Here is a 23,128-nt window from a genome sequence, read left to right on the forward strand (position 1 = left end):
GTGTTCTCGCTGCCGTAGGCCAGAGACAGATCCCGGAGCGTGTGGTTTGCGGGTTGTTGCGAGAGCAGGCCCATGATACGGCGATCATGATCGGTTTTGCGCTCGCCGAGCATATACGGTGTATTGGGCTACAGCGTCTTCGGCGTTGTGAAGCCAAAGCCGTGGATGCAGTCAGGGGGCAGATCCAGCATGCGCTGCATGGAGTCCGCTTGAATGGGGAGGCGGGGCAGGATGATGGTCGTCATGTTGGGTCGGGCATCTGGTTTCCTGAGAGTAGGAGAGCCACAACAACCATAAGTAAAAAGTGGTAATCAAGTCAAAGGTTCGTGGACTTTTGCTGCTTGCCGACTTGCACAGGATGCCGGGGTCAGAATTACGGTGGCACCTAAGTTGGGGTATACACGCAGTACAGCCATCGCCGTCACGAGCGCGTCGGGCACCTGTTCGAGGGACGCTACAAGGCCATTCTGGAATTACGGCTAATACGGTGACACTTTACCCTTTACACTAATTCCATCGCGGTCGTGTTCGCCGAAGCGGGCGGCGGGGCGGGCTATCTCACGGCACGGCCAGAGGACGCACTCGAAGAGATCCGGAAACGAACGAACGTCAGCCAACGTTTAGAGTCAGCTAGCTGTCGGTGTCGCCCTGAGCGCTGGACAGCCGGTTGTTTATACGCTGGACGATGCGCTGTGGTATGCCGGGCAGGTCTAGCTGGGGGTGACATGCCATGAAGAGAGGGTGCGACGATGCCACTTCATGCGGATGTTGCCGGCGACGATCATGTGCGTCGGGTCGCTCCGTGGCATGGTGTAGGAACGTGCCCTTGGCAACGTTTTGGGCCCCAACGGAGTGATGACGATGCGAGCGGTTGCATGGCTGGCGGCTATGGGTTTGCTGTCGTTGATGACGGGAGGTTGTGCGATGGGTGCTCCGAGGAACTGGGTGCTGTTCTCCGAGGTTCACGGCACCGTGCTGAGGCAGGGTAAGCCGGTCGAGGGGGCGGAAGTGAGCGAGACTGCTCGTATTTCCGCGGATGACACGAAGAACCGGGTGCAGCGCGCGGTAACCGATGCGGATGGGAAATTTCACTTCCCCGCCATCGTGAAGCAACTCGGATGGCTGTGGCGCATCTCGCCGGGACAGCCGGTCGTCAACCAATCGATCGTCATCCGCTTTGAAGGTGTCGACTACGAGGGCTGGAGGCACGGCAAGTTGACCTTTGCGGCGAATACCGAGCTCGATGGACAACCGCCCGATTTTGTCTGTGAGCTGACGGACAAGCCTGAGGCCGTGGGGAACCATTACGGCCTCTGCAGACCGGTCGGCGGTGGGGACGGTGCCAAACCCTGAGCGAGCACGACATCGGGGGGCGGATCTAGCCTTATGCGAATTACGGTGACGCTTTACCATTTACACCAATTTCTCCCATCCAGTGAGCAATCGCGCACTTATCCTTGAGTGACAAGCAAGCATCGCACAGCATCTGCCGCATTCCGGGGTAGGTGTTGGCTCTCGGGTGCAACGCTCCCGAACGACGCCCGGAGTGAACCAACGCTAATCTCGTTAGCGCGGGTTTGAGAGTAAAATCCCGCTTTTTGAGCCCGACCCCATGATTACCAGCGTCACCGAAAACCGCCAGCAGTTCGCCAGCGACAATCTGGCGGGCATGTGTCCCCAGGCCGCGCACTGGTTCAATCTGGCGAACGCCAGCGGCCATGTTCCCGCCTATGGCGACGACGAGTGGACGGAGTCCGTCTGCGGGGCGATGCGCGAGCTGTTCCAGACCGATTGCGACGTGTTCTTCGTGTTCAACGGTACGGCCGCCAACTCGCTCGCCCTGGCCAGTCTGTGCCAGAGCTACCACTCGGTCATCTGCAGCGACGTCGCGCACGTGGAGACCGACGAGTGCGGTGGGCCGGAGTTCTTCTCCAACGGCTCCAAGCTGCTGGTCGGCGAGACGGCGGACGGCGAGGACGCCGGCAAGCTCACGCCCGAGGCGGTCGAGGCGTTGATCGTCAAGCGCAAAGACATCCATTACCCGAAACCCAAGGTCGTCACCCTGACCCAGGCGACGGAATTGGGCACGGTCTACACCGTGGAACAGGTGCGCGCCATTGCGGATGCCGCCAAGGCGCGCGGACTGAGGGTGCACATGGACGGCGCGCGCTTCGCCAACGCCGTCGCCGCGCTGGGCTGCGATCCGGCGGACGTCACGTGGCGGGCCGGCGTCGACGTCTTGTGCTTCGGCGGCACCAAGAACGGACTGCCGGTGGGCGAGGCGGTGGTGTTCTTCGACCGCAAGCTCAGCGAGGACTTCGCCTACCGCGTCAAGCAGGCCGGTCAGCTGGCCTCCAAGATGCGCTTCATCTCCGCGCCCTGGCTCGGGCTGCTGGAGGACGATACCTGGCTCGCCAATGCGCGCCATGCCAACGCCATGGCCAAGCGTCTCCACGAGAGGCTGCGGGCCATTCCGGGGGTCTCGGCACCGCGTGCGCCTGAGGCCAACGCGGTCTTCGCCACGCTGCCGCCGGGGGCGACCCAACGGCTGCGCGAGCAGGGCTGGAGTTTCTACGAGTTCATCGCCGGCGGCGGTTGCCGCTTCATGTGCGCCTGGGATACGCGCCCCGAATCCATCGACGCGTTCGCCGAGGCGGTCGCGGCGGCTGTCTGACCGGGGCGGGCGAGGAACACGTCATTCCCCGCCCGCGGCGCCGGTCGTGGCTCAGACGAACATGCCGCCGGAGACTTCGATCCGCTGCGCGGTGATCCAGCGGTTGTCCTCCGTCAGCAGCGAAGCCACGGCCGGACCGATGTCGTCGGGTTGTCCGACGCGGCCGAGCGCGGTGACGCTGGAGATGAAATCGTTGATCTGCCGGTTGTCGCGCACGGCGCCGCCGTCGAAGTCGGTTTCGATGGCGCCCGGGGCGATCGTGTTGACGGCGATGCCGCGTGGCCCCAACTCCTTGGCGAGATAGCGGCTCAGCACTTCGACCGCGCCTTTCATCGCGGCATACGCGGCATAGCCCGGCAGACTGAACCGGGTCAGGCCGCTCGACAGGTTCACGATGCGTCCGCCATCGGCGATCTGCGGCAGCAGCCGCTGAGTGAGAAAGAACACGCCCTTCAGGTGGATGTTCATCAGGCGGTCGAAGTCGTCCTCGGTGGTTTCCGCGAAGGAGGCGTGAACGCCGATGCCGGCGTTGTTGACCAGGTAGTCGATATGCGAACGTTCCCACCCGTCCGCCAGCGCCTGCTGCAGGCGTTCGGCAAATGCGGGGAAACTCGCCGCATCGCCCGTGTCGAGTTGCAGCATCGCCGCCTTGCGCCCCAGCGCTTCGACCGTGGCGGTGACCGCTGCGGCCTCCTCCGTATTGCTGTGGTAGGTGCCGATCACATCGACGCCCTTGCGGGCGAGGGCGATCGCCATGCTGCGCCCGAGGCCGCGGCTGGCGCCGGTGATCAGCGCGATTCTGGTGGTGTCGTTCGTCATCGAAATGTTCCTCATGTGCCGGTGGTTCCGGTACGGCCACGACCGGATGGCGTCATACTGGCAATTCATGAAGAACAAATAATCTGATAGTTTTAGGTAACACAATTCGAGATTTACGAATAATGGATCGTATCGACTCGATGCATGTCTTCGTGCGCGTCGTGGAGCGGCGCAGCTTCATCCGCGCGGCCGAGGACCTAGAACTGCCCGCCTCCACCGTCACGGATACGATCAAACGGCTCGAGACGCGTCTTGGCGTGCGCCTGCTCCAGCGCACCACGCGCCAAGTTCGCGTCACCCTCGACGGCGAGGCGTATTACCGGTCCTGCCTGTCGATCCTGGCGGAGTTGGAGGAGGCGGAAAGCGCCTTTCGCGGCTCGAAGCCTCGCGGTCCGCTGCGCGTCGACGTCAACGGGCCGCAGGCCAGGAGCTTCATCGTCCCGGCGCTGCCCGGGTTCTTCGAGCAGTACCCCGACGTCCAGCTGTTCCTGAGCGAGACGGACCGGTACGTCGATCTGGTGCGCGAAGGGATTGATTGCGTGCTGCGCGCCGGGGAGCCGCAGGACAGCGGGCTCGTCGGGCGACGCATTGCCGTGCTGAGGGAAGCGACGGTGGCATCGGCCGCTTACGTCGAGCGCTTCGGTCTGCCTCGGAGTTGGGATGAGCTGGCGGGACATCGCATGGTCGGCTTTCATTCCTCCGCGACCGGTGGTGTCCTGCCCCTGGAGTTCATTGTCGACGGCGTCTGCCGGACCGCGTCGCCGACGGTCGCGCTCACGGTGAATGCGGCCGACACCTATCGGAACGCCGCCTTCGCCGGACTCGGAATCATCCAAGTGCCGCGCTATGCCGTCGAACGCTCGCTCGCGGACGGCACGCTGATAGAGATCCTGCCGGACACGCCGCCGTCGCCGACGCCGGTGTACGTGCTCTATCCGCAGAGCCGGCAGCTGAACCTCAGGGTGCGGGTGTTCATCGACTGGGTTGCGCAACTGTATGCGGAGCAGACAGCCTGAAGCCGCCCGGCTCGGATGAACTCAGCACCGCCTCTTCGATATCGGCATGTTCGCGCCGGATGCGTGCCCCGAACCGATCCTCGTATTCGCCGAGGCGGCCATCGTCTGAGTTCAACCAGGGTCCATCGGCGCGCCCTGAGGCGCGCCGATATGTGGTTGCGGGGCGATCTGCTGCGGTGCCGGCACTATTGCCTATCTATTCAGCAAAAGACCTCGCCAGAGCAGTGCACGACCGGGTCTAGAAATCACGCATGACCATGAATTCTTGCTATGCGTATATTGATATCCGATTGCGAGACGTAACCTCGACCTGTATCACCAAAGCGCGGTCAAGCTGAAACTGGCGCGCTGACGGTGGGACGAGCCCGGTGCAGATCCGGCAGGAACACCGCCAGCAGGCCGATCAGGGGCAGGAAAGAGCACAGCTTGTAGACCGCGACGATGCCCCAGTGATCGGCGAGCCCGCCCAGCACCGCCGCACCGATGCCACCCAGCCCGAATCCAAGCCCGAAGAACAGGCCGGAAACCGTACCGGTTCTGCCCGGCATCAGTTCCTGGGCGTAGACCACGATGGCCGGAAAGGCCGAAGCCAACATGAAGCCGATGATCACGCTCAGCACCGCCGAAGCGGCCAATCCGACATAAGGCAGCGCCAGCGTGAACGGCGCAATGCCGAGTATGGAGATCCAGATCACCCGCTTGCGCCCGATACGGTCGCCGATCGGCCCGCCCAGCAGGGTGCCGGCCGCTACCGCGAACAGGAAATAGAACAGGTGGTACTGCGCCACGCTGGTGGCGACGTGATAGTGCGCCATCATGTAGAAGATCAGGTAGCTGCTGATGCTGGCCAGATAGAAAAACTTGGAGAACATCAGCGCCATCAGCACCGCCAGGGTCTGAAGCACCTGGCCGCGCGGCAAGTCATGGCCATCGCTCGATGCCGCCGCCTTGGGCTTGCGGTGCTGGCGGCGATACCAGACTCCGACGCCACTCAGCACGATCATGCCCAGCAGGGCGATGAGCGAGAACAGGGCCAGGCTCTTCTGCCCATGCGGCAGCACGATCCAGATCGCCAACAGCGGCCCGAAGGCCTGCCCGGCATTGCCTCCGACCTGGAAGATGGACTGCGCCAGGCCGTGCTGTCCGCCCGAGGCCATGCGCGCCACCCGCGATGCTTCGGGATGGAAGATCGAAGAGCCGCTGCCGACCAGCGCCGCCGCCAGGAGCAGCATGGGGAAGGTGGTGGCCTGCGACAGCAGAAGTAGGCCGATCAGGGTAAAGCCCATACCCACGGCTAGCGAGAACGGCTTGGGATGGCGGTCGGTATACGCGCCTACCAGCGGCTGCAGCAGCGAGGCCGTGAACTGGAAGGATAGAGTGATCAGACCGATCTGGGCGAAGCTGAGATCGAACCCGCTCTTGAACAGCGGGTAGGAGGCGATCAGCAGCGACTGCATGGTGTCGTTCAGGAAGTGCGAAAAGCTGATCGCACCCAGGACGCGGTAAGCGGCGGAGGTATTCATGGCAATGCTTTTCCGAATTGGGGCGAGGCCGAGTCTATCGGGTAACATGGCTGTCCGTCTCACCAAATATAGGCATGGACCTTCTCGAAATGGACATGGCTACCGATTTCAACGCCGGCAACAGTCTGGATCGCGGGGTCTCGCCCGTAGTCGGTAAGGCGGTCGACTACCCCTCGGGCTATCAGGTGTCGGCACACAAGCACGCCACGGCTCAACTCATCCACGCCGTGCAGGGTGTGATGGTGGTCGCGACCGCGACCGGTCAGTGGGTGGTGCCGCCGACGCGCGGCCTATGGATGCCCGCGGGGGTCGAGCACCGCATCCGCATGGTTGGCGACGTCCAGGTGCGTACCGTTTACATCCGCCCCGATGCGCGCCCGGACCTGCCGATGCAGTGCCAGGTGGTGGGCATCCCCTCCCTGCTGCGCGAGCTGATCCTGGCTGCCATCGACGTGACACGGCCGTATATCGCCGGCAGCCGTGATGGCCGCCTGATGGAATTGCTGCTCGACGAGGTGACCGTGCTGCCCAGTTTGCCGCTACGTCTGCCACAGCCGACCGATCCGGACCTGCTGACCATCTGCGCCGCGCTCGCGGCGACGCCCGACGACGCCTCCACCCTGGGAGATTGGGCGGCACGGCAAGGCGTCGACCCCAAGACCATCCAGCGTCGTTTCGTACGCGAGACCGGCATGACTTTCGGCCAGTGGCGCCAGCAGGCTCGCCTGCTGGCCGCGCTGGAGCAGCTTGCTTGCGGCGCCAAGGTGGTCGATGTGGCGCTCGACTTGGGCTACAACAGCCCGAGTGCATTCACCACCATGTTCAAGCGCCAGTTCGGGGTAACGCCAAGCGCTTATTTCCGCTGACTCAATGAGCGTCCGGGACTCTCTCGAGATTGCGTCGCGGGGCAGACCGAATTTCGTGCTGTAGCCGCGGCCGATGGGATGTCAACGAAATCACAGTGCTCAAGGGCGAGATTCTGCAGGACAATCTGCTGGTGAGCCGCTTGCGCACCAAGGCATGATGTCTGGAAGAACCCAAAAAGGGGAATGCGGGCGCCAATGTAGTTGCGTCCGGAGGATGGGGCTTCGGACAGCGAATATCGGGCCATCCTCAAATACGGTGGGCTCTAAGCGTCCGACACGGTGCGCATGCGTATCGAGACGAGCAGCGTTTCCGAAGCGCTGAACAGTGCGGTGATCGTCGGTGGCAGCCCTTTCGACCTCAGCACGCCTGCTGCTGAAAAGAGCGCCATCCACTGCAGGATCGAACGGGATTTCGTGCGTCTGTTCGATGAGATTGTGGCACAGGACGTTCCCTTCCTGGCGGCGTGTTCCGGCAACGGTCTGCTCGGCTCGTATCTGAGTGCCCTGATTTCCAGGATGTATGGCGAGGCGGCCGGTTGCGTGAGCCTGCAGTTGACCGAGGCCGGTGTCGGCGATCCGCTGCTGGTGGGGCTCCCTGGGTCGATCGACGTGCTGCTCGGCCACAAGGAGGCCTGCGACGAGGTGCCCGAAGGCGCGGTGCTGTTGATGACCGGCTAGGCATGCCCGGCGCCGATGTTCCGCGTGAGGCTGAACGTGTACGCCACGCCGTTCCATCGGGAAGGAGATGCGGAGGGTTTTGCGACCCGCATCCACGTGTACAAGCACCACGGGTATTTCCAGCCGCATGAGGTCGATTCGCTGATCGTGGTGGTGGAGGGCGCGCAGACACCGCACGCGCAAGCGATTCTCAGGCGTTTCGTCGAGCGCTATGCGGGGTGAGGCCGGGGGCGAACGAACGTGCCTTTGAGAATGGCGCCGCTCGCATTCGTGGCCGCGCCTTGCGTTTTCCGTTTTATTAAACCATAAGAATATTACTGAATTATTTGGTCGTGAGTGCTGGGGCTGTCGACGATCCGGCGCGCCCGAGGCAGGGATGTGTCGGTTCATGGACGAGCCGCCAGCACGCGGAATGAAGAATTCCCAGGCCGATTCAGGGATACCAACGGGGGGTGCGCCATGGGTTTCATTGCGGGGATTGTCGGTGGGCGGGACACAAACGAAATCGAGGCTGCGGTCAGGCGCATGGTCCGGACCATGGCGTTCCGGGCGGTCGATGGCCAGGGCATTCTGAGAACGGAGACCCCCGGAGGAGCCAATGTGCTCATGACGGGTGAACACCTGTCGTCCCATGCCGACGGCAGGGTGTTGCTTGCTGGCGAGGGGGAGGTCTACCAGACCGGCGATGCCCCCGTCCCGGGTGGGGGCTATACGGATGACGGCCTCGCCCGCCTTGGGGAGGCTTATGGGGAACTGGCCGGAGACTGCGCGCGCGATGCCGTTGGCGCATTCACGGTGGCCATCTGGGATGCCGGCGAGGAGACGCTCCAACTGGTCCGTGACCATGTCGGCAGTCGGTCGGCATTTTTCGCTCCGGTGCCCGAGGGCATCGTTTTCGCGAGCACCATTCCGGCCATCCTAGCCTCCGGACTCGTCGACGATGAACTGGAGGAGGCCTCCGTAGACGCTTTCTTTGCGGCAAAGGCCCTTTCTCCGCCGAGCACGATGTACCGCAATATATTCGCGCTGCGGCCGGGCCATGCGCTGGCGTGGCAGGCCGGTCGATACGGGCAGCGCGATTACTGGCGCCTGCACGAGGTGCGGGAGGATCTTTCGTCCAGCCGCGAGGAATTGCGCGACCGGCTGCGCCGTACCGTGCAGAGTGCCGTGGCCATTCGCCGGGGCGTGGCGAAGGACGTGTGTGCACTGGTCAGCGGCGGCATAGACACGAGCAGCGTCGCATCCCTCCTCGTCTACGACCCTGATCGCCCGGCGAAGGTGCATGGCGTTTCCGTCGATTTCGATGAATCTGTGTTCAGCGATGCACCGCTACAGGAAATCATCGCTCGCGAGCTGGGCATCGAACAGCACAACCAGGCCCTCGGGCCGATGGACTACGCCGATCTGCTGCGGAAATCCGTCGGCTTTCTGGATTCACCCGTCAATGACGCGGCCTTCGTGGGCATGTACGGCGCGTTCGGCATGGCGCGTGGCGACGGCTATCGGGTCGTCTACGAAGGCGAAGGGCCGGATGAACTCTTTCCGGCGGGAAACACGCAGGGGGAACGCAGCCTGGCGCCTTTGTTGAGAATCCCCCATCTCTTGCGCCGGATGAGCTTCGGCCTGGTGGCGAATTCCATCCCTATCGGGGATAGCACCTGGACGCGCGTTCGCCGAATGTGCGCCGGACTGGCGATGCCCGATGACGAACGCCGGCTGACCTGGCGTCCGCTGTACCACACGGCCGCGCGTCACCGTCTGCTCGCCTCCCGGTACCACGGCGGTCCGGATCCCTACGCGACCGGCAAGGCCTATCTGGCCCAGAGCGGCCTGGAGGACCCGCTGAACCTCTATCAGTACGGCCTCATCAAGACTTTCCTGCCCGATGACCTGCTCTACAAGAACGAAAGAATGGCGAGCGCCCACGGCATCATGAACCGGACTCCGCTGGTTGACCGCCGCCTCGTGGAGCTTGCCCTGCAGATTCCGAGCGACTTCCAGATCCGCCGGCCGACGACGGAGTCGGACGGGATCAAGCTGTTGCTCAAGGATGCGCTGCGCGGCATCGTGCCCGACGATATTCTGGGCAGGAAGAAGGGCAGGGGTTTCAGTCAGCCCACCGGTGTCTGGTTTCGAGGCCCGCTGAAGGACTTCGTGCATGACACGATTCTTGGCGCCAACCCATCGGCCAGGGGGATTTTCGAGAAGCGGTTCCTGGAACACCTGTTTCGGAGCATGTTTCGGGGCGTGCCGACCATGACCATCTGCTGACGTCGGTGCTCATCTTCGAACTCTGGCTTGAAGCGCAGGAATCCAGGAAGTGACATAGTGCACATGCCGTATTTCGTGACGGACTGGCTCTTGCGGGAACACGGGCTGCCTCATGGCAAGGCGGGCGTCTTCGTTCCCCAGGATCGCTCCGTGCCAGCCGACGGCGACGAAGCGGGTGCCGTCCGAGGTGACGTAGTACAACGTCTGCGAGAACCCGAAGGTTCGGGCTGTCCAGCGTCTTCCATCTGCACTGGTGAGCACCGTGCCTTCCCATCGTGTACCGGCCCGGATCAGGGCGAGGAGCGTATGCGGCGTCTTGAAGGCTTGTTCGGTCCAGTGCCGTCCGTCCGGACTGGTGAGGATCGAGCCGCCGCCCCAGGCGACGGCGTGTAAAAACAATCCCTCGCCACGGAATTCCGTCGACCAGCTCGTGCCGGCATCCTTGCTGGCGACAATGATGCTGTCGCCGCCCGCGACGTAGCTCACACCCGTCATGGGTCGCCGCGTAAAGGTCGTGGTCCTGCGGCAGCGGCGTCACCGATTGCCGGACCGTGCCCGCAGGGGCGGTCTGCGCCGTCATCGGTGCCAGCATCGGCATCAACAGCGTCGAGTACCAGACAAATCTGTTCGTCGACCTTGTCATCTCGTAGCCCTCGCGGTCAGTCAACCGAGCCGGGTGGCTTGAATCCGCATCGCGCCTCCCAAGCGTATCCCCGGAATCGACTCGAGGCTACGCCATCAGCCAGTCTGGGCGCCTGGGATACACTGATTAAATACGATGCCTTCCGCGAGATTGCCGGGATGACCCCGGGCAACTTCCGCAAGCTGCGGGCTGCGTCGACTCCGGCTCGCCGCTCTGCCTAGGCTGACCTCGAATCGCACATTCGGGGAGAGCCATGCGAATCCTGCTGACCGGCGCCGACGGCTTCATCGGGCGGCACATCAAACCCGCACTGATCGCCGCCGGGCACGAACTGGTGCCGCTTGGGCGCCGCACCGGCGGAGACTTCAATGACCTGCGCGCCGCCGCCGATTGGCGGGAATATCTGACGGGCGTCGAGGCCGTCATCAACAGCGTCGGGATCATCGCCGAAAGCCGCGGCCAGTCCTTTCCGGTGCTGCATACCTGCGCGCCGGCGGCTTTGTTCCACGCCTGCACGGAGGCCGGCGTGCGCCGGGTGATTCAGATCTCCGCGCTGGGTGCCGACGGGCGGGCCGTGACGCGCTATCACAAGACCAAGAAGGCGGCCGACGATATGTTGCGGGGCCTGCCGCTGGACTGGTTCGTGCTGCGACCTTCCCTGGTTTACGGACCGGACGGCAGGAGTGACGCCCTGTTTCGGAGCCTGGCGGCGCTGCCGGTGATTCCGGTCGTGGATCACGGGCGGCAGCAGATCCAGCCGGTTCATGTCGACGATCTGGTCGCCACGGTGCTGCTCTGCCTGACCACCGAACCTGCCCGGCGGACCATCGAGGTGGTCGGTCCCCAGGCGCTGGAGTTCGCCGACTGGCTGCAACGGCTGCGCTTCAAGAGCCGCCGGTCCGCCGCGCGGGTGGTTTCGACTCCGTATCCCTATCGCGCGCCTGGCCTCGCAGCTCACCGAGCCGATATTCCCGCTGCTGAGTCCGGACGTTCTACGCATGTTGCAGCAAGGTGTTCAAACACATTTGACGGTCTGTCAGGGGGAGCGAGATGCGCCAGTACAATCTGATGCAACAGGCCTTGGGCGCGCAATGGAAGCAATTGCCCGACTCCTTGCGTGCTCATCACCAGAGCGGGCCCAACGTCGACGTGGGTGAGTTGGACATCGAATACCCCGGCGCGATGCAGCCGCTGCTGAACCTGCTCCGCCTGCTGGGCACGCTGATCAATCGCCGGGGCGAGGCGGTGCCGACCCGGGCCGAGAAAGACATGCGGGGCCGGACACAGTACTGGAAACGCAGGACGACGTTTCCCGATGGGCGCGTCATCGGGTTCCGGAGCCGCTGGGAGCATGCCGGAGGAAACCGCATCATCGACTACGTCATCCCCGTGTTCGGACTGTGCATGGCGGTGCGTGTCGAAGACGGCAGGCTGCTCTACGAAGGCGAATGTTTCGTCCTGCGGCTGGGCAGGGTGAAGCTGCCGATGCCGGGGTGGCTGTTGCTGGGACACACCACGATCGTGGAACAGGCGATGGACGACACCCGTTTCGCCACGGACTTTCGTCTTCGGCATCCTTTGTTTGGGCAGATTTATCGCTATGCCGGGGTGTTCAGGACGGACGCGCGTTGACGCGGCTGCCCTGCACGCGCGGATTGGCGGATCGCTGTCTTAAAGGTGCAGTGGGCGATGATTAGCTTGCCCGTGTTTAACGGGACTCCATCATGATCACGACCGTCACCGAAAACCGCCAGCAGTTCGCCAGCGACAATCTGGCCGGCATGTGTCCCGAGGCCGCGCACTGGTTCAACCTCGCCAACGCCAGCGGACACGTTCCGGCCTATGGTGACGACGAATGGACGGAGTCCGTATGCGAGGCGATGCGGGAGCTGTTCCAGACCGATTGCGACGTGTTCTTCGTGTTCAACGGTACGGCCGCCAACTCGCTCGCCCTGGCCAGTCTGTGCCAGAGCTATCACTCGGTCATCTGCAGCAACGTCGCGCACGTGGAGACCGACGAATGCGGCGGCCCCGAGTTCTTCTCCAACGGCTCCAAGTTGCTGATCGGCGAGACGGCGGACGGCGAGGATGCCGGCAAGCTCACGCCCGAGGCGGTCGAGGCGCTGATCGTCAAGCGCAGCGACATCCACTATCCGAAACCCAAGGTCGTCACCCTGACCTAGGCCACCGAGCTGGGCACGCTGTACTCCGTGGAGCAGGTGCGCGCCGTCGCGGACATGGCGAAGGTGCACGGACTGCGGGTGCACATGGACGGCGCGCGCTTCGCCAACGCCGTCGCCGCGCTGGGCTGCCATCCTGTGGACGTCACCTGGCGCGCCGGCGTCGACGTCTTGTGCTTCGGCGGCACCAAGAACGGTCTGCCGGTGGGCGAGGCGGTGGTGTTCTTCGACCGCAAGCTCAGCGAGGACTTCGCCTACCGCGTCAAGCAGGCCGGGCAGCTAGCCTCCAAGATGCGCTTCATCTCCGCGCCCTGGCTCGGGCTGCTGGAGGACGACACCTGGCTCGCCAATTCGCGCCACGCCAACTCCATGTCCAAGCGTCTCCACGAGAGGCTGCGGGCCATTCCGGGGGGTGTCGGCGCCGCGCGCGCCGGAGGCCAACGCGGTCTTCGCCACACTGCCGCCGGGAGTGGCCGGGCGGCTGCGTGAACAAGGTTGGAGTTTCTACGAGTTCATCGCCGGTGGCGGTTGCCGCTTCATGTGCGCCTGGGATACTCGGCCGGAGTCCATCGACGAGTTCGCCGAAGCGGTTGCGTCCGCCGTTTGAGTGCTGAAGGGCGGGGCTGGCGAACTGTTCGTCCCCCCTTTTCATGCCGCTTGTCGGCAACGCGGAAAAATGTTCTAAGTCTTTGACGTAAGTCAAGTTATGCGGTAAGGCATGGTCGTTACATTCGGGCTGCACGATTAAGGGGCGTGCGCTGGATTGAGGGGATCGACCATGAACGCGCAAAACTGTCACGGTTGCACGCAACACGGCAACAACCTGGCTTCCATTCTCGGTACGGCACTTTATCGCAGCATGAATTCGACGGACCCGCAGAATCGAAGCGGGATGCCGGCCGCGCATCATGCGAAGACTCACCACGGGCTGAAGTCGATCTTCAGGCGCCGGCGGTAGGCCGCGCGAATAAGGACAATGCTCCGCGCGCCGGCGTTTGGCGTGCGGAGCGCTGAAAAGCGCTGCGGCGGCCGGGCATCGTTTTTCGGTGCGATGTGTTGACGGCGTGACGTGACGGTCACTGGTTGACCGTCCGCTCATGCTGCTCGATGCCGTCGTTCTGTTTCGGGCAGTGGTTCTGCTCAGATAAAGCTCAACACCGCGTCTTCGATGTCGGCCTTGTCGACCACGCCGCCCTGCGCGACCGGTTTGTCGAACAGCGCCTGGATGCGCGCCGGGATCGGCGTCTCCGCCTGCGTCGCGATGGTTTTCAGCGCGTCGATGTCGTGCGCGTCGACCTCGCCGGTCAGCGCGTTGGCGATGGTCGGGGAGAACTTGGTCCACTCCGCGGTCGAGTAGGCGATGGTCGCCAGCTTCCGCGTGCGGCAGGTGTCGTAGGCCTTGAAGCAGGTCGCCGTGTGCGGGTCCATCAGGTAGCCGGCATCGAAGGCCTTGCGGATGTAGCCCTTCGCCGTGTCGTCGTCGCACCAGTCGGCGGCGAAGACTTCCTGCAGCCGGTCCAGCTCGTCGGTGCTCAGCTCGTAGTGGCGTTCCTCGTCGAGCCGGCGCATCAGTTCGCGGGTGCGTTCGGCGCCGTACAGGTCGAACAGCACGCGCTCGACGTTGGACGACTTGAGGATGTCCATGGCCGCCGAGCGCGATGGCGCTCTGGCGCACTAGCTCCAGGTAGCTGTGGATGTGGTAGATGAGCTGGAAGATGATGCGCCCGAAGTTAACCGAGTTGGCGGCCGACAGGTGGGTGTGCCTTTCCTTGAGTTTGGTGCGGAAGGCCTCGGAGCCGAGCAGGCGCTTGAGCGCGGACTGGGCGTCGTCGAAGTCGCCGTGTATGCCGATGACCTTCAGGTTGGCGGCGTCCTCGGTGACCATCTGCAGGCGCTGCACGTCGGAGGTGCCGCCGTCCGGGTAGAGGCAGGCGACCTTGACGTTGGGCCGGTCCTTGAAGGTCTCCAGCGTGGCGGGGCCGGTGTCGCCGCTGGTGGCGGCCATGATCAGGTACTGCTCGCCGCGCTGCTTCGCGAGTGCCGAGAGCACGACGCCGAAGGGCTGCAGGGCCATGTCCTTGAAGGCGCGCGTGGGGCCGTGGTACAGCTCGCTGACGTAGAGGTCGTCGCGTACCTTCATCACCGGCACCGGGTTGGCCGGGTCGTCGAAGCCGTCGTACAGCGCCAGCGCCTCGTCGATCAGCGCAGGGTCGATATCCAGCTCGAAGGAGGCCAGTACGTCGCGGGCCAGAGTCTTGTAGTCGCCTTCGAGGTGCGCGCGCAGGAACTCGATATCCAGAGTCGGCAAACGCTCGGGCACGTAGATGCCGCCGAAGGACGACATGGGGCTGAGGATGGCCTGGGAGAAGCTGACCTGGGCCGGACGCTGGTCGTCGTTGCCGCGGGTTTCGATGAAGTTCATTGCTGGACCGTGGGGGAGTGCGCAGGATCGGCCATTATAGCGAAGCGGGGGTGCCCTGACATGGATGCCGCGGGAGCAGTCTGCCGCCTGACGGAAACGGCTTTCGGGAACCGAGCCGGTCTGCGGCGATCAGACGTAGGCGGGCTGTCATAATCTGCAGTGCAAGATGCGTAGCTGCCGCGTTCGGGCGTGCCGGGTGGCAGGCTACGGTCGATTCATGAATTCATTGGAGGACGTCATGGGTGAGATGATCAGCTACACGCGGCCGGACGGCCGAACCTCGAACGGCTACATGGTCGAGCCGACGCAGGGCAGCAAGGCGCCGGGCATCGTGGTGATCCAGGAGTGGTGGGGCTTGGACGACGAGATCAAGGGCGTCGCCGAGAAGCTGGCCGCCACCGGTTACCGCGCGCTGGTGCCCGATCTGTATCGCGGCAAACTGGCGCTGGAGGCGAACGAGGCCGAGCATCTGATGAACGACCTGGACTTCGCCGACGCCGCGACGCAGGACATCCGTGGCGCGGTGCAGTACCTCAAGGAATCGGGCAGCTCGAAGGCGGGCGTGATGGGCTACTGCATGGGCGGCGCGCTCACCCTGCTGGCGGCGGTGTTCGTTCCCGAGAGCGACGCCAACGTCACCTGGTACGGCTATCCGCTGCTCGACTACGTCGACGCCGGCAAGATCAAGGCGCCGCTGCTCGGCCACTGGGGCACGCAGGACCAGTTCTTCGCCATCGACGGCGTGGACGCGCTGGAAGAGAAGCTGAAGGAAGCGGATCAAAAAGCCGCCGTAAAGGCGGCTTTTTGATTCGATACACCAGAGCTATTTAGGTTGGTTTGCGGCGACGGAGTAATGCCATCATCGCTAGACCGATAGCGAAGATGCCGAACTCAGGCGGTTCCGGAACATTGCCGATAGGCTTGCCGCCGATGGTCGTACCGGCGAAGGCCAGCCCCGTGTCGTATTCGGTATCCCCGGCATTGGCCACTCCGAAGGTCAAGTAGTAGCTACCGGGAGTGGAAATGTCGTACGAGGCGGACACCCAGCCCGTATTCCCGCAGCCTTTTCCATAGCCCTGATAGCATTCGCCCGAGTACGTGCCGAGCGGAGACCAGACAGTGGAGCCGGGGCCCGTGGTTATCGTGACGGCCGCCGGATTGATGGTCGCACTGATGGCCGGTAGGCCAGCGCCAATCCCGGGGACTGCGCTGCCAGAGGGGTTCGTGGTTGCCGTGAACAAAGTCGCGACTAGGCTGTTGGAGGAATCGTAAAGATTCGCCCATGCATAGTCTGGGAAGGAACTCGTACCGTCCGAGGTGATGAAGTCGAATTGGAAGGCCAGCGCGTCGCCGGCATTCGATACGAGGAACGGATTGGATGTCACCGTCGAACCGTTGGTGCCGCCGTAGCCGCCGTTGTTGTTGTCAATTCCACCATAGGTGGAGATCCAGTTGACGCTGCTATAACCGCTTGGAATGCTGACCACTCCATCGGTGGAGTTTGAGACGCCGGAGTTGCCCACGGTGGTCCAGCCGATGATGCCAGCGTGAGCTTGTGCCGCTCCTGCGGCAATGACTACAGCCGCGATGAGTCTGATTAGTTTGTATGTCATGGATCTATGCCTCGCTACTTGTGATCCTGCCCCTCCGTTGGCCTTTGGGGTCCGGCTTTATAGGTTGCGGTTTAACAACGAAGCAAAAAACACGCCTAAATGATTTTTATATTTTAATGCAATGAGTTATGTGTTTTTGCGTCATGTTTAAATCTCGGAAGAGTAAAGATTATCGACATCAGTCGTTCTCCCGGGTGGCAGCCTACGTTTTTGATCTGGTTGCTTATAGCCTTGACGGTTCTCGACTACCAGCTCAGGTCGTCCGGTACTTCGAACTTAGCGTAGTACTCCCGATCCTCGTCGGAGAGCGTCGCATCGCCTTCCGGCAGCGGGATCAGGGCGTTCGCGTCGCGTTGCGCGATCTTCTCGGCGGTGGCGGCGGACACCAGTGCGTAGCCGTTGTCGAAGTGCGCGATGCGAATGCTGCCGACGGACAGCCGTGCGTGCGTGTCGTCGTTCACATATAGCGTCTTCACCTTGCCGTCATCAGTGAAGTGGTGGGTGCGTTCGCCTGCGTAATCGCTCAGCCGGTTGGCTTCGATCATTTGCCGCAGTGCGGCCCGCTCGCCTTTTTCCGCCAGTAGCTGCTGCCGTTTGCGATTGAGCTGGCGGTCGCCCTCGGCCTTGTCCTGCGCGGCCCTGGCGGCGAGCGCCGCGGCATCGTCGGGCTTCGCCTGAGGCTGTTTGCCTTTCTTGCCCTTGCCTTGCTTGATCTGCTGGTATTTCTCGCGTTTGACCTGCTTGGCCTTCTTGTCGTCGACCAAACCGGCCTGTTTGAGTTGATCGAAGAGTGATCCGGCCATGATTCCGTGCTCGCGCGTGTGAGTCGACCTTCTACTTTAACGCATTGCGAAAAGATGACGCATCGCCACCGGCCGCCTCGACGTGTCGTCGGCAGACGGCCGGTGGCGGCTTCGATTACGTCACGACACTGAGAAAATTCTCGTTCAACTGGCGGTCGTGGTAGAAAATCGCCTTGCCCAGTTTTTCCGCGTTCCAGGTGACCGTAGGGTGGTCGGGGTACCATGTGCTGCCGCCGGCGAAGATTTCGTTACGGTTGCCGGATGGATCGAAGAAGTAAATGCTCTTGCCCCGCGTTATGCCGTGGCGTGTGGGGCCGATGTCGAGGGCCAGATCGTACTTCGAGATGATGTCCCCGGCTCGCAGGACTTCTTCCCAGCTGTCGAGCAGGAAGGAGACGTGATGCAGTTTGCCGGGCTCCGGGTGCCTGATGATGACGACGTCGTGCGCCTTGTTGGAGCAGGCCATGAATGCGCCGACCATGACGTCTCCATCCAGGACCCGTTCGGTTATATCGAATCCCAGCACGTCGCGGAACAGCTTGACGCTTCCGTCCAGTTCGTCGCCGTAGAGCAGGCAGTGGTCGAAGCGGTGTGTCCCCATGCCTTTGATTCCGTCGACGAATGCCTCGGGGTTCGTGATGCCGACTTCGTTGCCGTAATAGTCTTTGTCCGCATACAGTTCGAAGTAATGACCGGCGGGGGAGTCGAATCGGACTCGCTCGCCGCAGTGCTTGAGTTCGCCGGCCGGGAGCCGTTCCACGGTGCAGCCGAAGGCCTTCAGGTCTTTTTCAAGGCTATCGAGCGCGACACGATCGCGAACCTTGAAGGCCATGAAATCCATTCCCGCTTCCTGCGTTTCGCGCAGAACCACCGAAAACCAGTCGTATTCGTCCCAGCCTTTGAGATAGACGCGACCCTGATCGTCGCGGTCGGTCTCGATGAGACCAAGGTGGTCCGTATAGTGTTTGACGGCCTGATTCATATCCATGACGCGGATGCATACATGGCCGGGCCTGAGAATTCCTTTCTGGGACATCTTCGTCTTCTCCTCGATCGGGTGTCGCGGTGTCCGCGGTATGAGCGTCCGGCGCTTCACGCGCTCGTCGTTCATGCTCTTCCTTCGTGTTGCCGACAGCGCCGCAGAGACCCTTGTCTGCGGTGCTGCCCGTCATGACCGTCGCCCATGGCGTCGGTCATGACGGGGTGAGTCGAGCGAGGCGACTAGGCCGCGCGCCCCCTTGCGCCCTTCCATTTCGATCAATCGCCTGAGTAGCTTGCGGACCTTCACCGGCGCCACGTCGTTGCTCATGAGGACGGGGTTGAGGCCGAAGAAGTCGGTGGTGTCCATTTCCTGCTGCACCGCTTCGATGATGGGTACGTCCTCCTGTTCGAATGCGGCGTGCATGGCCTGGATTTTCTGCTGGTTGTATTCGCCGTCCTCTTCCAGGTGGTTGCGTCGGGTGGCGAAGAAGTAGTGCGTGCTGTCCTCGGACTCCGGCGTGGTGGTGTGGAGGTCGTACTGGCCGATGCAGTCTTCGAGGTCGAGTGCGCCATCGCCCTGGATCGCCCCGACGGAGAGCTGGATGTTGGCGGGCGGCGTCCAGGTGATGTCGAAAAAATGCCTGGCCTCGGCTTCGGGGGCGGGCAGGAAGCTGGCGAAGATCATCATCGCCGGCGTTTGCTTCCACTCCCAGCGCGCGGACACGGAACGGTCGGTTTCGCGTACGTTGGGAATCAACGGCGTGAGCTGGCCCCGGGTGGTGATGATCTCGCCATGTACATGATCGATATGGCTGAGGTCCATCACGTTGTCGATGATGAGCTCGTAGTTACCCTTCACCGGCATCTAGGTGTAACCGACGCTGTTGGGATGTCCGCTGGTCAGCTCGCCGAAATCCGGCAGTTCACCGAGGTCGGCGGGTTCGTCCCCCATCCAGATCCAGATGAAGCCGTATTGTTCAACCACGGGGAAACTCCGCACCTGGGCGGCCTTTGGGATGTGCCCGGGGCCGTGGGGGTTGCGTGTGCACTGGCCGGAGCAGTCGAAGCGCAGCGCGTGATAGAGGCAGACCACCTCGTCTCCCTCGCGCCAGCCCAGGTGCAGAGGCGCGAAGCGATGCGGGCAGCGGTCGTGCAGTGCCACGGGTGTCCCGTCAGCCTGCCGGTAGATCAGTCCCGGCGTGTCCAGGAGGCGGCGATGGAACAGCTGTTCGCCGTCGACTTCCTGCGACAGGGCGGCGACATGCCAGGTATTCATCAGATAGGGACTGTTGCTATCGGTCGTCATTGCTCTCTCCTCTTTCGTTATGGTGGTCTGCTTGCGTGGAGCGGGAACCCCGCAGGGCTCGGGCGAACGCTCGGTCGTCAATCCGGCCGGTGACCGGATGTGTGTCAAAAGTCGATTACCAGACGGGCCGACTTGGCGCGTGAACAGCAAGGGGTGAAGCGGTCGTTGGCGACATGCTCGTCGGGGCTGAAATAGAGGTCGCGATGATCGGGAACGCCATCGAGCACGCGCATGGCGCAGCTGCCGCAGATGCCCTGTTCGCAGGAGAGCGCGACCTCTATGCCGTTGTCGTTCAGAGCCTGGGCCACGGTACGGTCGCCGGCGACGGTGACCACTTGTCCGGTGCTGGCGAGCATCACTTCGAAAGAGCTGTCGTCTGCCGTGGCGGCGGTCGTTCCGACGAAGTATTCGAAGTGGATATGGGACTCGGGCCAGCCGGCGGCGCGTGCTGCGCCGGTCACGAAGTCCATGAATCCCTTCGGGCCGCAGACGTACAGCCGTGTATTGCGCGGCGAGTCTGCGAAGAGACGCTCTGCCTGCAGCCGCTGTGCAGCGTCGCCGTCGTCGAAATGGCAGTGGACACGGCTGGCGTATGAAGCTGTGCGCAGGCGGTTGAGGTAGGCAGTGCGCTCCGGAGAGCGGGCACAATAGTGCAATTCGAACGAGTCGCCGCCTGCCGCGAGATGATCCGCCATGCTCAGCAGCGGAGTGACGCCGATGCCTCCGGCAATCAGCAGGAAGTGCGGTGCGGGCACCACCGGGAAGTGGTTGCGCGGGTGACTGATGCGCACGGTGTCGCCGCGTGCCAGGTTCTCGTGGGCGCTGCGGGAGCCGCCGCGGCCGTTGGGTTCCAGCAGAATGCCTATCTCATAACGCTCCCGCTCCGCAGGGTCATTGCAGAGCGAGTACTGGCGTATCGCGCCATTAGGCAGTTCCAGATCGATGTGCGAGCCGGCGGTGAACGGCGGAAGCGGAGCGGCATCGGGTGAGCGAAGCTCGAAGCTCATCACGCCCGCGGCCGCCGGTTCCTGCCGGAAACGACGACTGACAGCATCTGCGTCCGTAGTGCCGTGGATTTCTCGGTCATGGTCCTGTTTCTCCTCACTGCTCTTCACGCGCCGCGGCTTACGCGTCCGGTGGTGACGCGGCTGGCTATAGTTTCCAGAGGAGAAGGGCAAATCCCGGGCCAATTCCCGAGGGTATTTGTAAACTATCGATAAAACTAACAAAAATAGATATTGCGGGTTTGGCGCACAAGTTCGATGACGACGGGATTTCAATAAATGCGGAATTTCGCGAACCCGGATTTGGGGATTTGCGGAACCGGCTGGGCATCGGAGCGAAATGGAGGAGAGAGTCGATGACACGGGCACGACAAGGGCGTCGCCGGACAGCAGACGACACCGGGAATGCGGAGCTGCTTGCGGAGCACCTTCATTTCTCGCCGCACACTGGGCACATCCAGTTGTTCGATCAGCGGATGCTGCTAATGCACGCCTCTTCCTTCGCAGGATTGCGCCGTGAGCTGATTGCCGGTCTCGGTACGGCGAAGGCGCGCGAGATGCTGACCCGACTCGGATACCAACAGGGGTTCGAAGATGGGCAGCGCGTACGGGAACTGGAGGATACTCAGTTGTCCGATGCGTTGAAGCTGGGGCCGCGCTTGCGTGAGATCGAGGGGTTCGTTCGCAATCAACCCATCGATGCCATGCGTTTCGATATCGAGCGAGGGGAGTTCTGGGGGGACTATATCTGGACGGCATCCTGGGAAGCGCAGGCGCATCTCCAGCACAGTGGGGTGAGCGGTTCGCCGGTGTGCTGGGTCATGGTCGGCTATGCCGATGGTTATTGCACAGCGGTTACCGGCGTGCCCATCCATTGGCGCGAGGTCGAATGCGCTGGCATGGGGCACGAGCATTGCCGCGTCGTGGGGAAGCCGCTGGCGGATTGGGATGGTCTCGGTGCAGAGGATGCAGGATTTCTGGAGATCGACACCTTCGTGGGAGCCTGCGAACTGGGGTATGGGACGGGTGCCCGGGGCCGTGGGAAGGTGCCTGACCAAGACGGTTTCGAAGGATTCGTAGGCGCATCCGCCGGCTTCAACACGGTCGCGCATTTGGTTCGCCAGGTGGCTCCGACCGATTCGACGGTGCTGTTCAGGGGAGAAAGCGGCGTCGGCAAGGAATGTTTCGCGCGTGCGATGCACTCGATCAGTTCCCGCTCCGACGGGCCGCTGGTGTCCGTCAACTGCGCCGCCATACCGCCGGATCTGGTGGAGGCCGAGTTGTTCGGGGTGGAGCGCGGGGCTTTCACCGGCGCCGACCGTTCGCGACCGGGGCGGTTCGAGAGGGCCCATGGGGGTACGCTGTTCCTGGATGAAATCACCAGCCTGTCTCTACCGGCGCAAGGCAAGGTACTCCGCGCGTTGCAGGAGAGGGAGATCGAGCGGGTAGGGGGCACCGAAGTTCGCAGGGTCGACGTGCGCGTCGTGGCGGCGGCCAACCGGGACCTGAGAGACGAGGTGGAAGCCGGTCGCTTTCGTACCGATCTGTTCTACCGGCTGAATGTGTTTCCTATCGTGATTCCTCCGCTGCGCGACCGCCGGGAGGATATTCCCCTGTTGATAGCGCTGTTCCTCAGGAAAAATGCCAAGCGCTGCAACAAGGACGTGCGCGGATTGACGTCGCGAGCCTACGCCGCGTTGTTGGACTACGACTGGCCCGGGAACGTGCGCGAGTTGGAAAACATGATCGAGCGCGGCGTTATTCTCGCCGAGCCTGGGGGCTGCCTCGATGTGCAGCATTTGTTCGCCGGAGGCGAAAAGCTGGGTGACGGTTCGTTCAGTCTGGGTTTGGAAGGGGCGTTGGTGCCTTATCCGGCAGGCAGCGAAGGTGCCCGGACAACGGAACGGGAGCAGCGTTTGGTCGACGAACTGTTGGAGCGGCTGCCTTCCTTTGACGAGATAGAGTCGCTGCTGTTGGATCGCGCACTGACCAGGACCGGTGGCAACCTATCGGCCGCGGCGCGGTTGCTGCAGATGCGGCGAGGGCAAGTGGAATATCGGTTGCGCAAGGCGGCACCGCGCAGGAAAACCGAGCCGTAAACTCCGCGCAAGCCGCGGCGTATGGACTGGACGGACTTCGTCTATCTGCTGCTGGTGCAGAGAGCCATGCAGCTCGTGCTCGATCGCGGCACGCAGTACGGCTGGTATTCGTCGCCGTATATCATCAGTGCGACGGTGGTGAGCGGTATGGCCGGTCAGCTGCAGCAACTCGTTCAGCGCTTCGGCATCTGAGCACTGCGTCGGACAGGACGACTGCGGCAGGACGTCGT

General features: G+C 63.0%; 23 protein-coding genes and 1 pseudogene. 14 read left to right on the forward strand and 10 right to left on the reverse strand.

The window, feature by feature from the left end:
* Positions 1-861 precede the first annotated feature (861 nt).
* Positions 862-1,353, forward strand: a complete 492-nt coding sequence (locus P8014_RS07845) for a carboxypeptidase-like regulatory domain-containing protein (RefSeq protein WP_337816760.1) — start codon at positions 862-864, stop codon at positions 1,351-1,353.
* A gap of 259 nt (positions 1,354-1,612) precedes the next feature.
* The gene (locus tag P8014_RS07850; RefSeq protein ID WP_337816761.1) at positions 1,613-2,674 is read left to right on the forward strand and encodes a low specificity L-threonine aldolase; all 1,062 of its coding nucleotides are present in this window, start codon (positions 1,613-1,615) and stop codon (positions 2,672-2,674) included.
* A 51-nt stretch (positions 2,675-2,725) separates the two neighbouring features.
* Here P8014_RS07850 and P8014_RS07855 read toward each other — a convergent pair whose 3' ends face one another.
* Positions 2,726-3,493: an SDR family oxidoreductase gene (locus P8014_RS07855; protein WP_337816762.1), complete on the reverse strand. Its 768-nt coding sequence runs from the start codon at positions 3,491-3,493 to the stop codon at positions 2,726-2,728.
* A gap of 122 nt (positions 3,494-3,615) precedes the next feature.
* On the opposite strand from P8014_RS07855, the gene P8014_RS07860 reads away from it, so the two are divergent.
* Entirely contained in the window at positions 3,616-4,509 is an 894-nt protein-coding gene (locus P8014_RS07860; protein ID WP_337816763.1) for a LysR family transcriptional regulator, read from the forward strand.
* Positions 4,510-4,838: 329 nt separating this feature from the next.
* Here P8014_RS07860 and P8014_RS07865 read toward each other — a convergent pair whose 3' ends face one another.
* Positions 4,839-6,032: an MFS transporter gene (locus P8014_RS07865; protein ID WP_337816764.1), complete on the reverse strand. Its 1,194-nt coding sequence runs from the start codon at positions 6,030-6,032 to the stop codon at positions 4,839-4,841.
* A 74-nt stretch (positions 6,033-6,106) separates the two neighbouring features.
* On the opposite strand from P8014_RS07865, the gene P8014_RS07870 reads away from it, so the two are divergent.
* The 4 genes from P8014_RS07870 to P8014_RS07885 all read left to right on the forward strand — a co-directional run bounded on the left by P8014_RS07870 (position 6,107) and on the right by P8014_RS07885 (position 9,847).
* Positions 6,107-6,898: a helix-turn-helix transcriptional regulator gene (locus P8014_RS07870; protein WP_337816765.1), complete on the forward strand. Its 792-nt coding sequence runs from the start codon at positions 6,107-6,109 to the stop codon at positions 6,896-6,898.
* A 285-nt stretch (positions 6,899-7,183) separates the two neighbouring features.
* The gene (locus tag P8014_RS07875; RefSeq protein WP_337816766.1) at positions 7,184-7,576 is read left to right on the forward strand and encodes a hypothetical protein; all 393 of its coding nucleotides are present in this window, start codon (positions 7,184-7,186) and stop codon (positions 7,574-7,576) included.
* A 24-nt stretch (positions 7,577-7,600) separates the two neighbouring features.
* Positions 7,601-7,798, forward strand: coding sequence for a hypothetical protein (locus P8014_RS07880; protein ID WP_337816767.1), 198 nt, complete (start codon positions 7,601-7,603; stop codon positions 7,796-7,798).
* 237 nt (positions 7,799-8,035) lie between these two features.
* Positions 8,036-9,847 carry an asparagine synthase-related protein gene (locus P8014_RS07885; RefSeq protein ID WP_337816768.1) on the forward strand — a complete coding sequence of 604 codons (1,812 nt, stop codon included), beginning with the start codon at positions 8,036-8,038 and terminating at the stop codon, positions 9,845-9,847.
* Between the two features lie 9 nt (positions 9,848-9,856).
* Here P8014_RS07885 and P8014_RS07890 read toward each other — a convergent pair whose 3' ends face one another.
* Positions 9,857-10,342, reverse strand: coding sequence for a hypothetical protein (locus P8014_RS07890; RefSeq protein WP_337816769.1), 486 nt, complete (start codon positions 10,340-10,342; stop codon positions 9,857-9,859).
* A 401-nt stretch (positions 10,343-10,743) separates the two neighbouring features.
* Here P8014_RS07890 and P8014_RS07895 point away from each other — a divergent pair, with 401 nt between their 5' ends.
* The 3 genes and pseudogenes from P8014_RS07895 (at position 10,744) to P8014_RS07905 (ending at position 13,159) form a co-directional block, all read left to right on the forward strand.
* Positions 10,744-11,559, forward strand: coding sequence for an NAD-dependent epimerase/dehydratase family protein (locus P8014_RS07895; protein WP_337816770.1), 816 nt, complete (start codon positions 10,744-10,746; stop codon positions 11,557-11,559).
* Positions 11,541-12,122 carry a DUF4166 domain-containing protein gene (locus P8014_RS07900; protein ID WP_337816771.1) on the forward strand — a complete coding sequence of 194 codons (582 nt, stop codon included), beginning with the start codon at positions 11,541-11,543 and terminating at the stop codon, positions 12,120-12,122. Before P8014_RS07895 ends, P8014_RS07900 begins: the two co-directional genes overlap by 19 nt.
* A gap of 92 nt (positions 12,123-12,214) precedes the next feature.
* Positions 12,215-13,159 (forward strand): annotated as a pseudogene (locus P8014_RS07905) (low specificity L-threonine aldolase).
* A gap of 651 nt (positions 13,160-13,810) precedes the next feature.
* Here P8014_RS07905 and P8014_RS07910 read toward each other — a convergent pair.
* Positions 13,811-14,314 carry a hypothetical protein gene (locus P8014_RS07910; protein WP_337816772.1) on the reverse strand — a complete coding sequence of 168 codons (504 nt, stop codon included), beginning with the start codon at positions 14,312-14,314 and terminating at the stop codon, positions 13,811-13,813.
* Positions 14,315-14,429: 115 nt separating this feature from the next.
* Between P8014_RS07910 and P8014_RS07915 the strand changes: the two genes are divergently transcribed.
* A complete protein-coding gene (locus tag P8014_RS07915) occupies positions 14,430-15,245 on the forward strand; it encodes a hypothetical protein (protein ID WP_337816773.1) in 816 nt (271 codons plus the stop codon).
* Positions 15,246-15,309: 64 nt separating this feature from the next.
* On the forward strand, positions 15,310-15,900 hold the full coding sequence (locus tag P8014_RS07920) for a dienelactone hydrolase family protein (RefSeq protein WP_337816774.1): 591 nt from the start codon (positions 15,310-15,312) through the stop codon (positions 15,898-15,900).
* 19 nt (positions 15,901-15,919) lie between these two features.
* On the opposite strand, the gene P8014_RS07925 is transcribed toward P8014_RS07920, so the two are convergent.
* The 6 genes from P8014_RS07925 to P8014_RS07950 all read right to left on the reverse strand — a co-directional run bounded on the left by P8014_RS07925 (position 15,920) and on the right by P8014_RS07950 (position 20,910).
* Positions 15,920-16,705, reverse strand: a complete 786-nt coding sequence (locus P8014_RS07925) for an NF038132 family protein (RefSeq protein WP_337816775.1) — start codon at positions 16,703-16,705, stop codon at positions 15,920-15,922.
* A 245-nt stretch (positions 16,706-16,950) separates the two neighbouring features.
* A complete protein-coding gene (locus tag P8014_RS07930) occupies positions 16,951-17,508 on the reverse strand; it encodes a DUF2058 domain-containing protein (RefSeq protein WP_337816776.1) in 558 nt (185 codons plus the stop codon).
* Between the two features lie 115 nt (positions 17,509-17,623).
* The gene (locus tag P8014_RS07935) at positions 17,624-18,544 is read right to left on the reverse strand and encodes a catechol 2,3-dioxygenase (RefSeq protein ID WP_337816777.1); all 921 of its coding nucleotides are present in this window, start codon (positions 18,542-18,544) and stop codon (positions 17,624-17,626) included.
* 132 nt (positions 18,545-18,676) lie between these two features.
* Entirely contained in the window at positions 18,677-19,354 is a 678-nt protein-coding gene (locus P8014_RS07940; protein WP_337816778.1) for a hypothetical protein, read from the reverse strand.
* A complete protein-coding gene (locus P8014_RS07945; RefSeq protein WP_337816779.1) occupies positions 19,355-19,795 on the reverse strand; it encodes a Rieske 2Fe-2S domain-containing protein in 441 nt (146 codons plus the stop codon). It abuts the gene before it with no gap.
* 104 nt (positions 19,796-19,899) lie between these two features.
* Positions 19,900-20,910, reverse strand: a complete 1,011-nt coding sequence (locus P8014_RS07950; protein ID WP_337816780.1) for a PDR/VanB family oxidoreductase — start codon at positions 20,908-20,910, stop codon at positions 19,900-19,902.
* A gap of 245 nt (positions 20,911-21,155) precedes the next feature.
* Here P8014_RS07950 and P8014_RS07955 point away from each other — a divergent pair, with 245 nt between their 5' ends.
* Together P8014_RS07955 and P8014_RS07960 are read left to right on the forward strand one after the other, a co-directional pair.
* Positions 21,156-22,898, forward strand: coding sequence for a sigma 54-interacting transcriptional regulator (locus P8014_RS07955; RefSeq protein ID WP_337816781.1), 1,743 nt, complete (start codon positions 21,156-21,158; stop codon positions 22,896-22,898).
* 21 nt (positions 22,899-22,919) lie between these two features.
* On the forward strand, positions 22,920-23,090 hold the full coding sequence (locus tag P8014_RS07960; protein WP_337816782.1) for a hypothetical protein: 171 nt from the start codon (positions 22,920-22,922) through the stop codon (positions 23,088-23,090).
* Positions 23,091-23,128: the final 38 nt, after the last annotated feature.

It is taken from the genome of Acidihalobacter sp. (genome assembly GCF_037381185.1).
In the GTDB taxonomy this organism is placed as follows: Bacteria; Pseudomonadota; Gammaproteobacteria; order DSM-5130; family Acidihalobacteraceae; genus Acidihalobacter_A.

Coding starts and splice junctions, on each gene's coding strand:
- P8014_RS07895 (WP_337816770.1), top strand. CDS start 10,744: ATGCGAATCCTGCTGACCGGCGCCGACGGCTTCATCGGGCGGCACATC.
- P8014_RS07845 (WP_337816760.1), top strand. CDS start 862: ATGCGAGCGGTTGCATGGCTGGCGGCTATGGGTTTGCTGTCGTTGATG.
- P8014_RS07870 (WP_337816765.1), top strand. CDS start 6,107: ATGGACCTTCTCGAAATGGACATGGCTACCGATTTCAACGCCGGCAAC.
- P8014_RS07935 (WP_337816777.1), bottom strand. CDS start 18,544: ATGTCCCAGAAAGGAATTCTCAGGCCCGGCCATGTATGCATCCGCGTC.
- P8014_RS07930 (WP_337816776.1), bottom strand. CDS start 17,508: ATGGCCGGATCACTCTTCGATCAACTCAAACAGGCCGGTTTGGTCGAC.
- P8014_RS07865 (WP_337816764.1), bottom strand. CDS start 6,032: ATGAATACCTCCGCCGCTTACCGCGTCCTGGGTGCGATCAGCTTTTCG.
- P8014_RS07940 (WP_337816778.1), bottom strand. CDS start 19,354: ATGCCGGTGAAGGGTAACTACGAGCTCATCATCGACAACGTGATGGAC.
- P8014_RS07850 (WP_337816761.1), top strand. CDS start 1,613: ATGATTACCAGCGTCACCGAAAACCGCCAGCAGTTCGCCAGCGACAAT.
- P8014_RS07875 (WP_337816766.1), top strand. CDS start 7,184: ATGCGTATCGAGACGAGCAGCGTTTCCGAAGCGCTGAACAGTGCGGTG.
- P8014_RS07960 (WP_337816782.1), top strand. CDS start 22,920: ATGGACTGGACGGACTTCGTCTATCTGCTGCTGGTGCAGAGAGCCATG.
- P8014_RS07920 (WP_337816774.1), top strand. CDS start 15,310: ATGAATTCATTGGAGGACGTCATGGGTGAGATGATCAGCTACACGCGG.
- P8014_RS07955 (WP_337816781.1), top strand. CDS start 21,156: ATGACACGGGCACGACAAGGGCGTCGCCGGACAGCAGACGACACCGGG.
- P8014_RS07885 (WP_337816768.1), top strand. CDS start 8,036: ATGGGTTTCATTGCGGGGATTGTCGGTGGGCGGGACACAAACGAAATC.
- P8014_RS07945 (WP_337816779.1), bottom strand. CDS start 19,795: ATGACGACCGATAGCAACAGTCCCTATCTGATGAATACCTGGCATGTC.
- P8014_RS07900 (WP_337816771.1), top strand. CDS start 11,541: ATGCGCCAGTACAATCTGATGCAACAGGCCTTGGGCGCGCAATGGAAG.
- P8014_RS07890 (WP_337816769.1), bottom strand. CDS start 10,342: ATGACGGGTGTGAGCTACGTCGCGGGCGGCGACAGCATCATTGTCGCC.
- P8014_RS07910 (WP_337816772.1), bottom strand. CDS start 14,314: ATGGACATCCTCAAGTCGTCCAACGTCGAGCGCGTGCTGTTCGACCTG.
- P8014_RS07925 (WP_337816775.1), bottom strand. CDS start 16,705: ATGACATACAAACTAATCAGACTCATCGCGGCTGTAGTCATTGCCGCA.
- P8014_RS07855 (WP_337816762.1), bottom strand. CDS start 3,493: ATGACGAACGACACCACCAGAATCGCGCTGATCACCGGCGCCAGCCGC.
- P8014_RS07860 (WP_337816763.1), top strand. CDS start 3,616: ATGGATCGTATCGACTCGATGCATGTCTTCGTGCGCGTCGTGGAGCGG.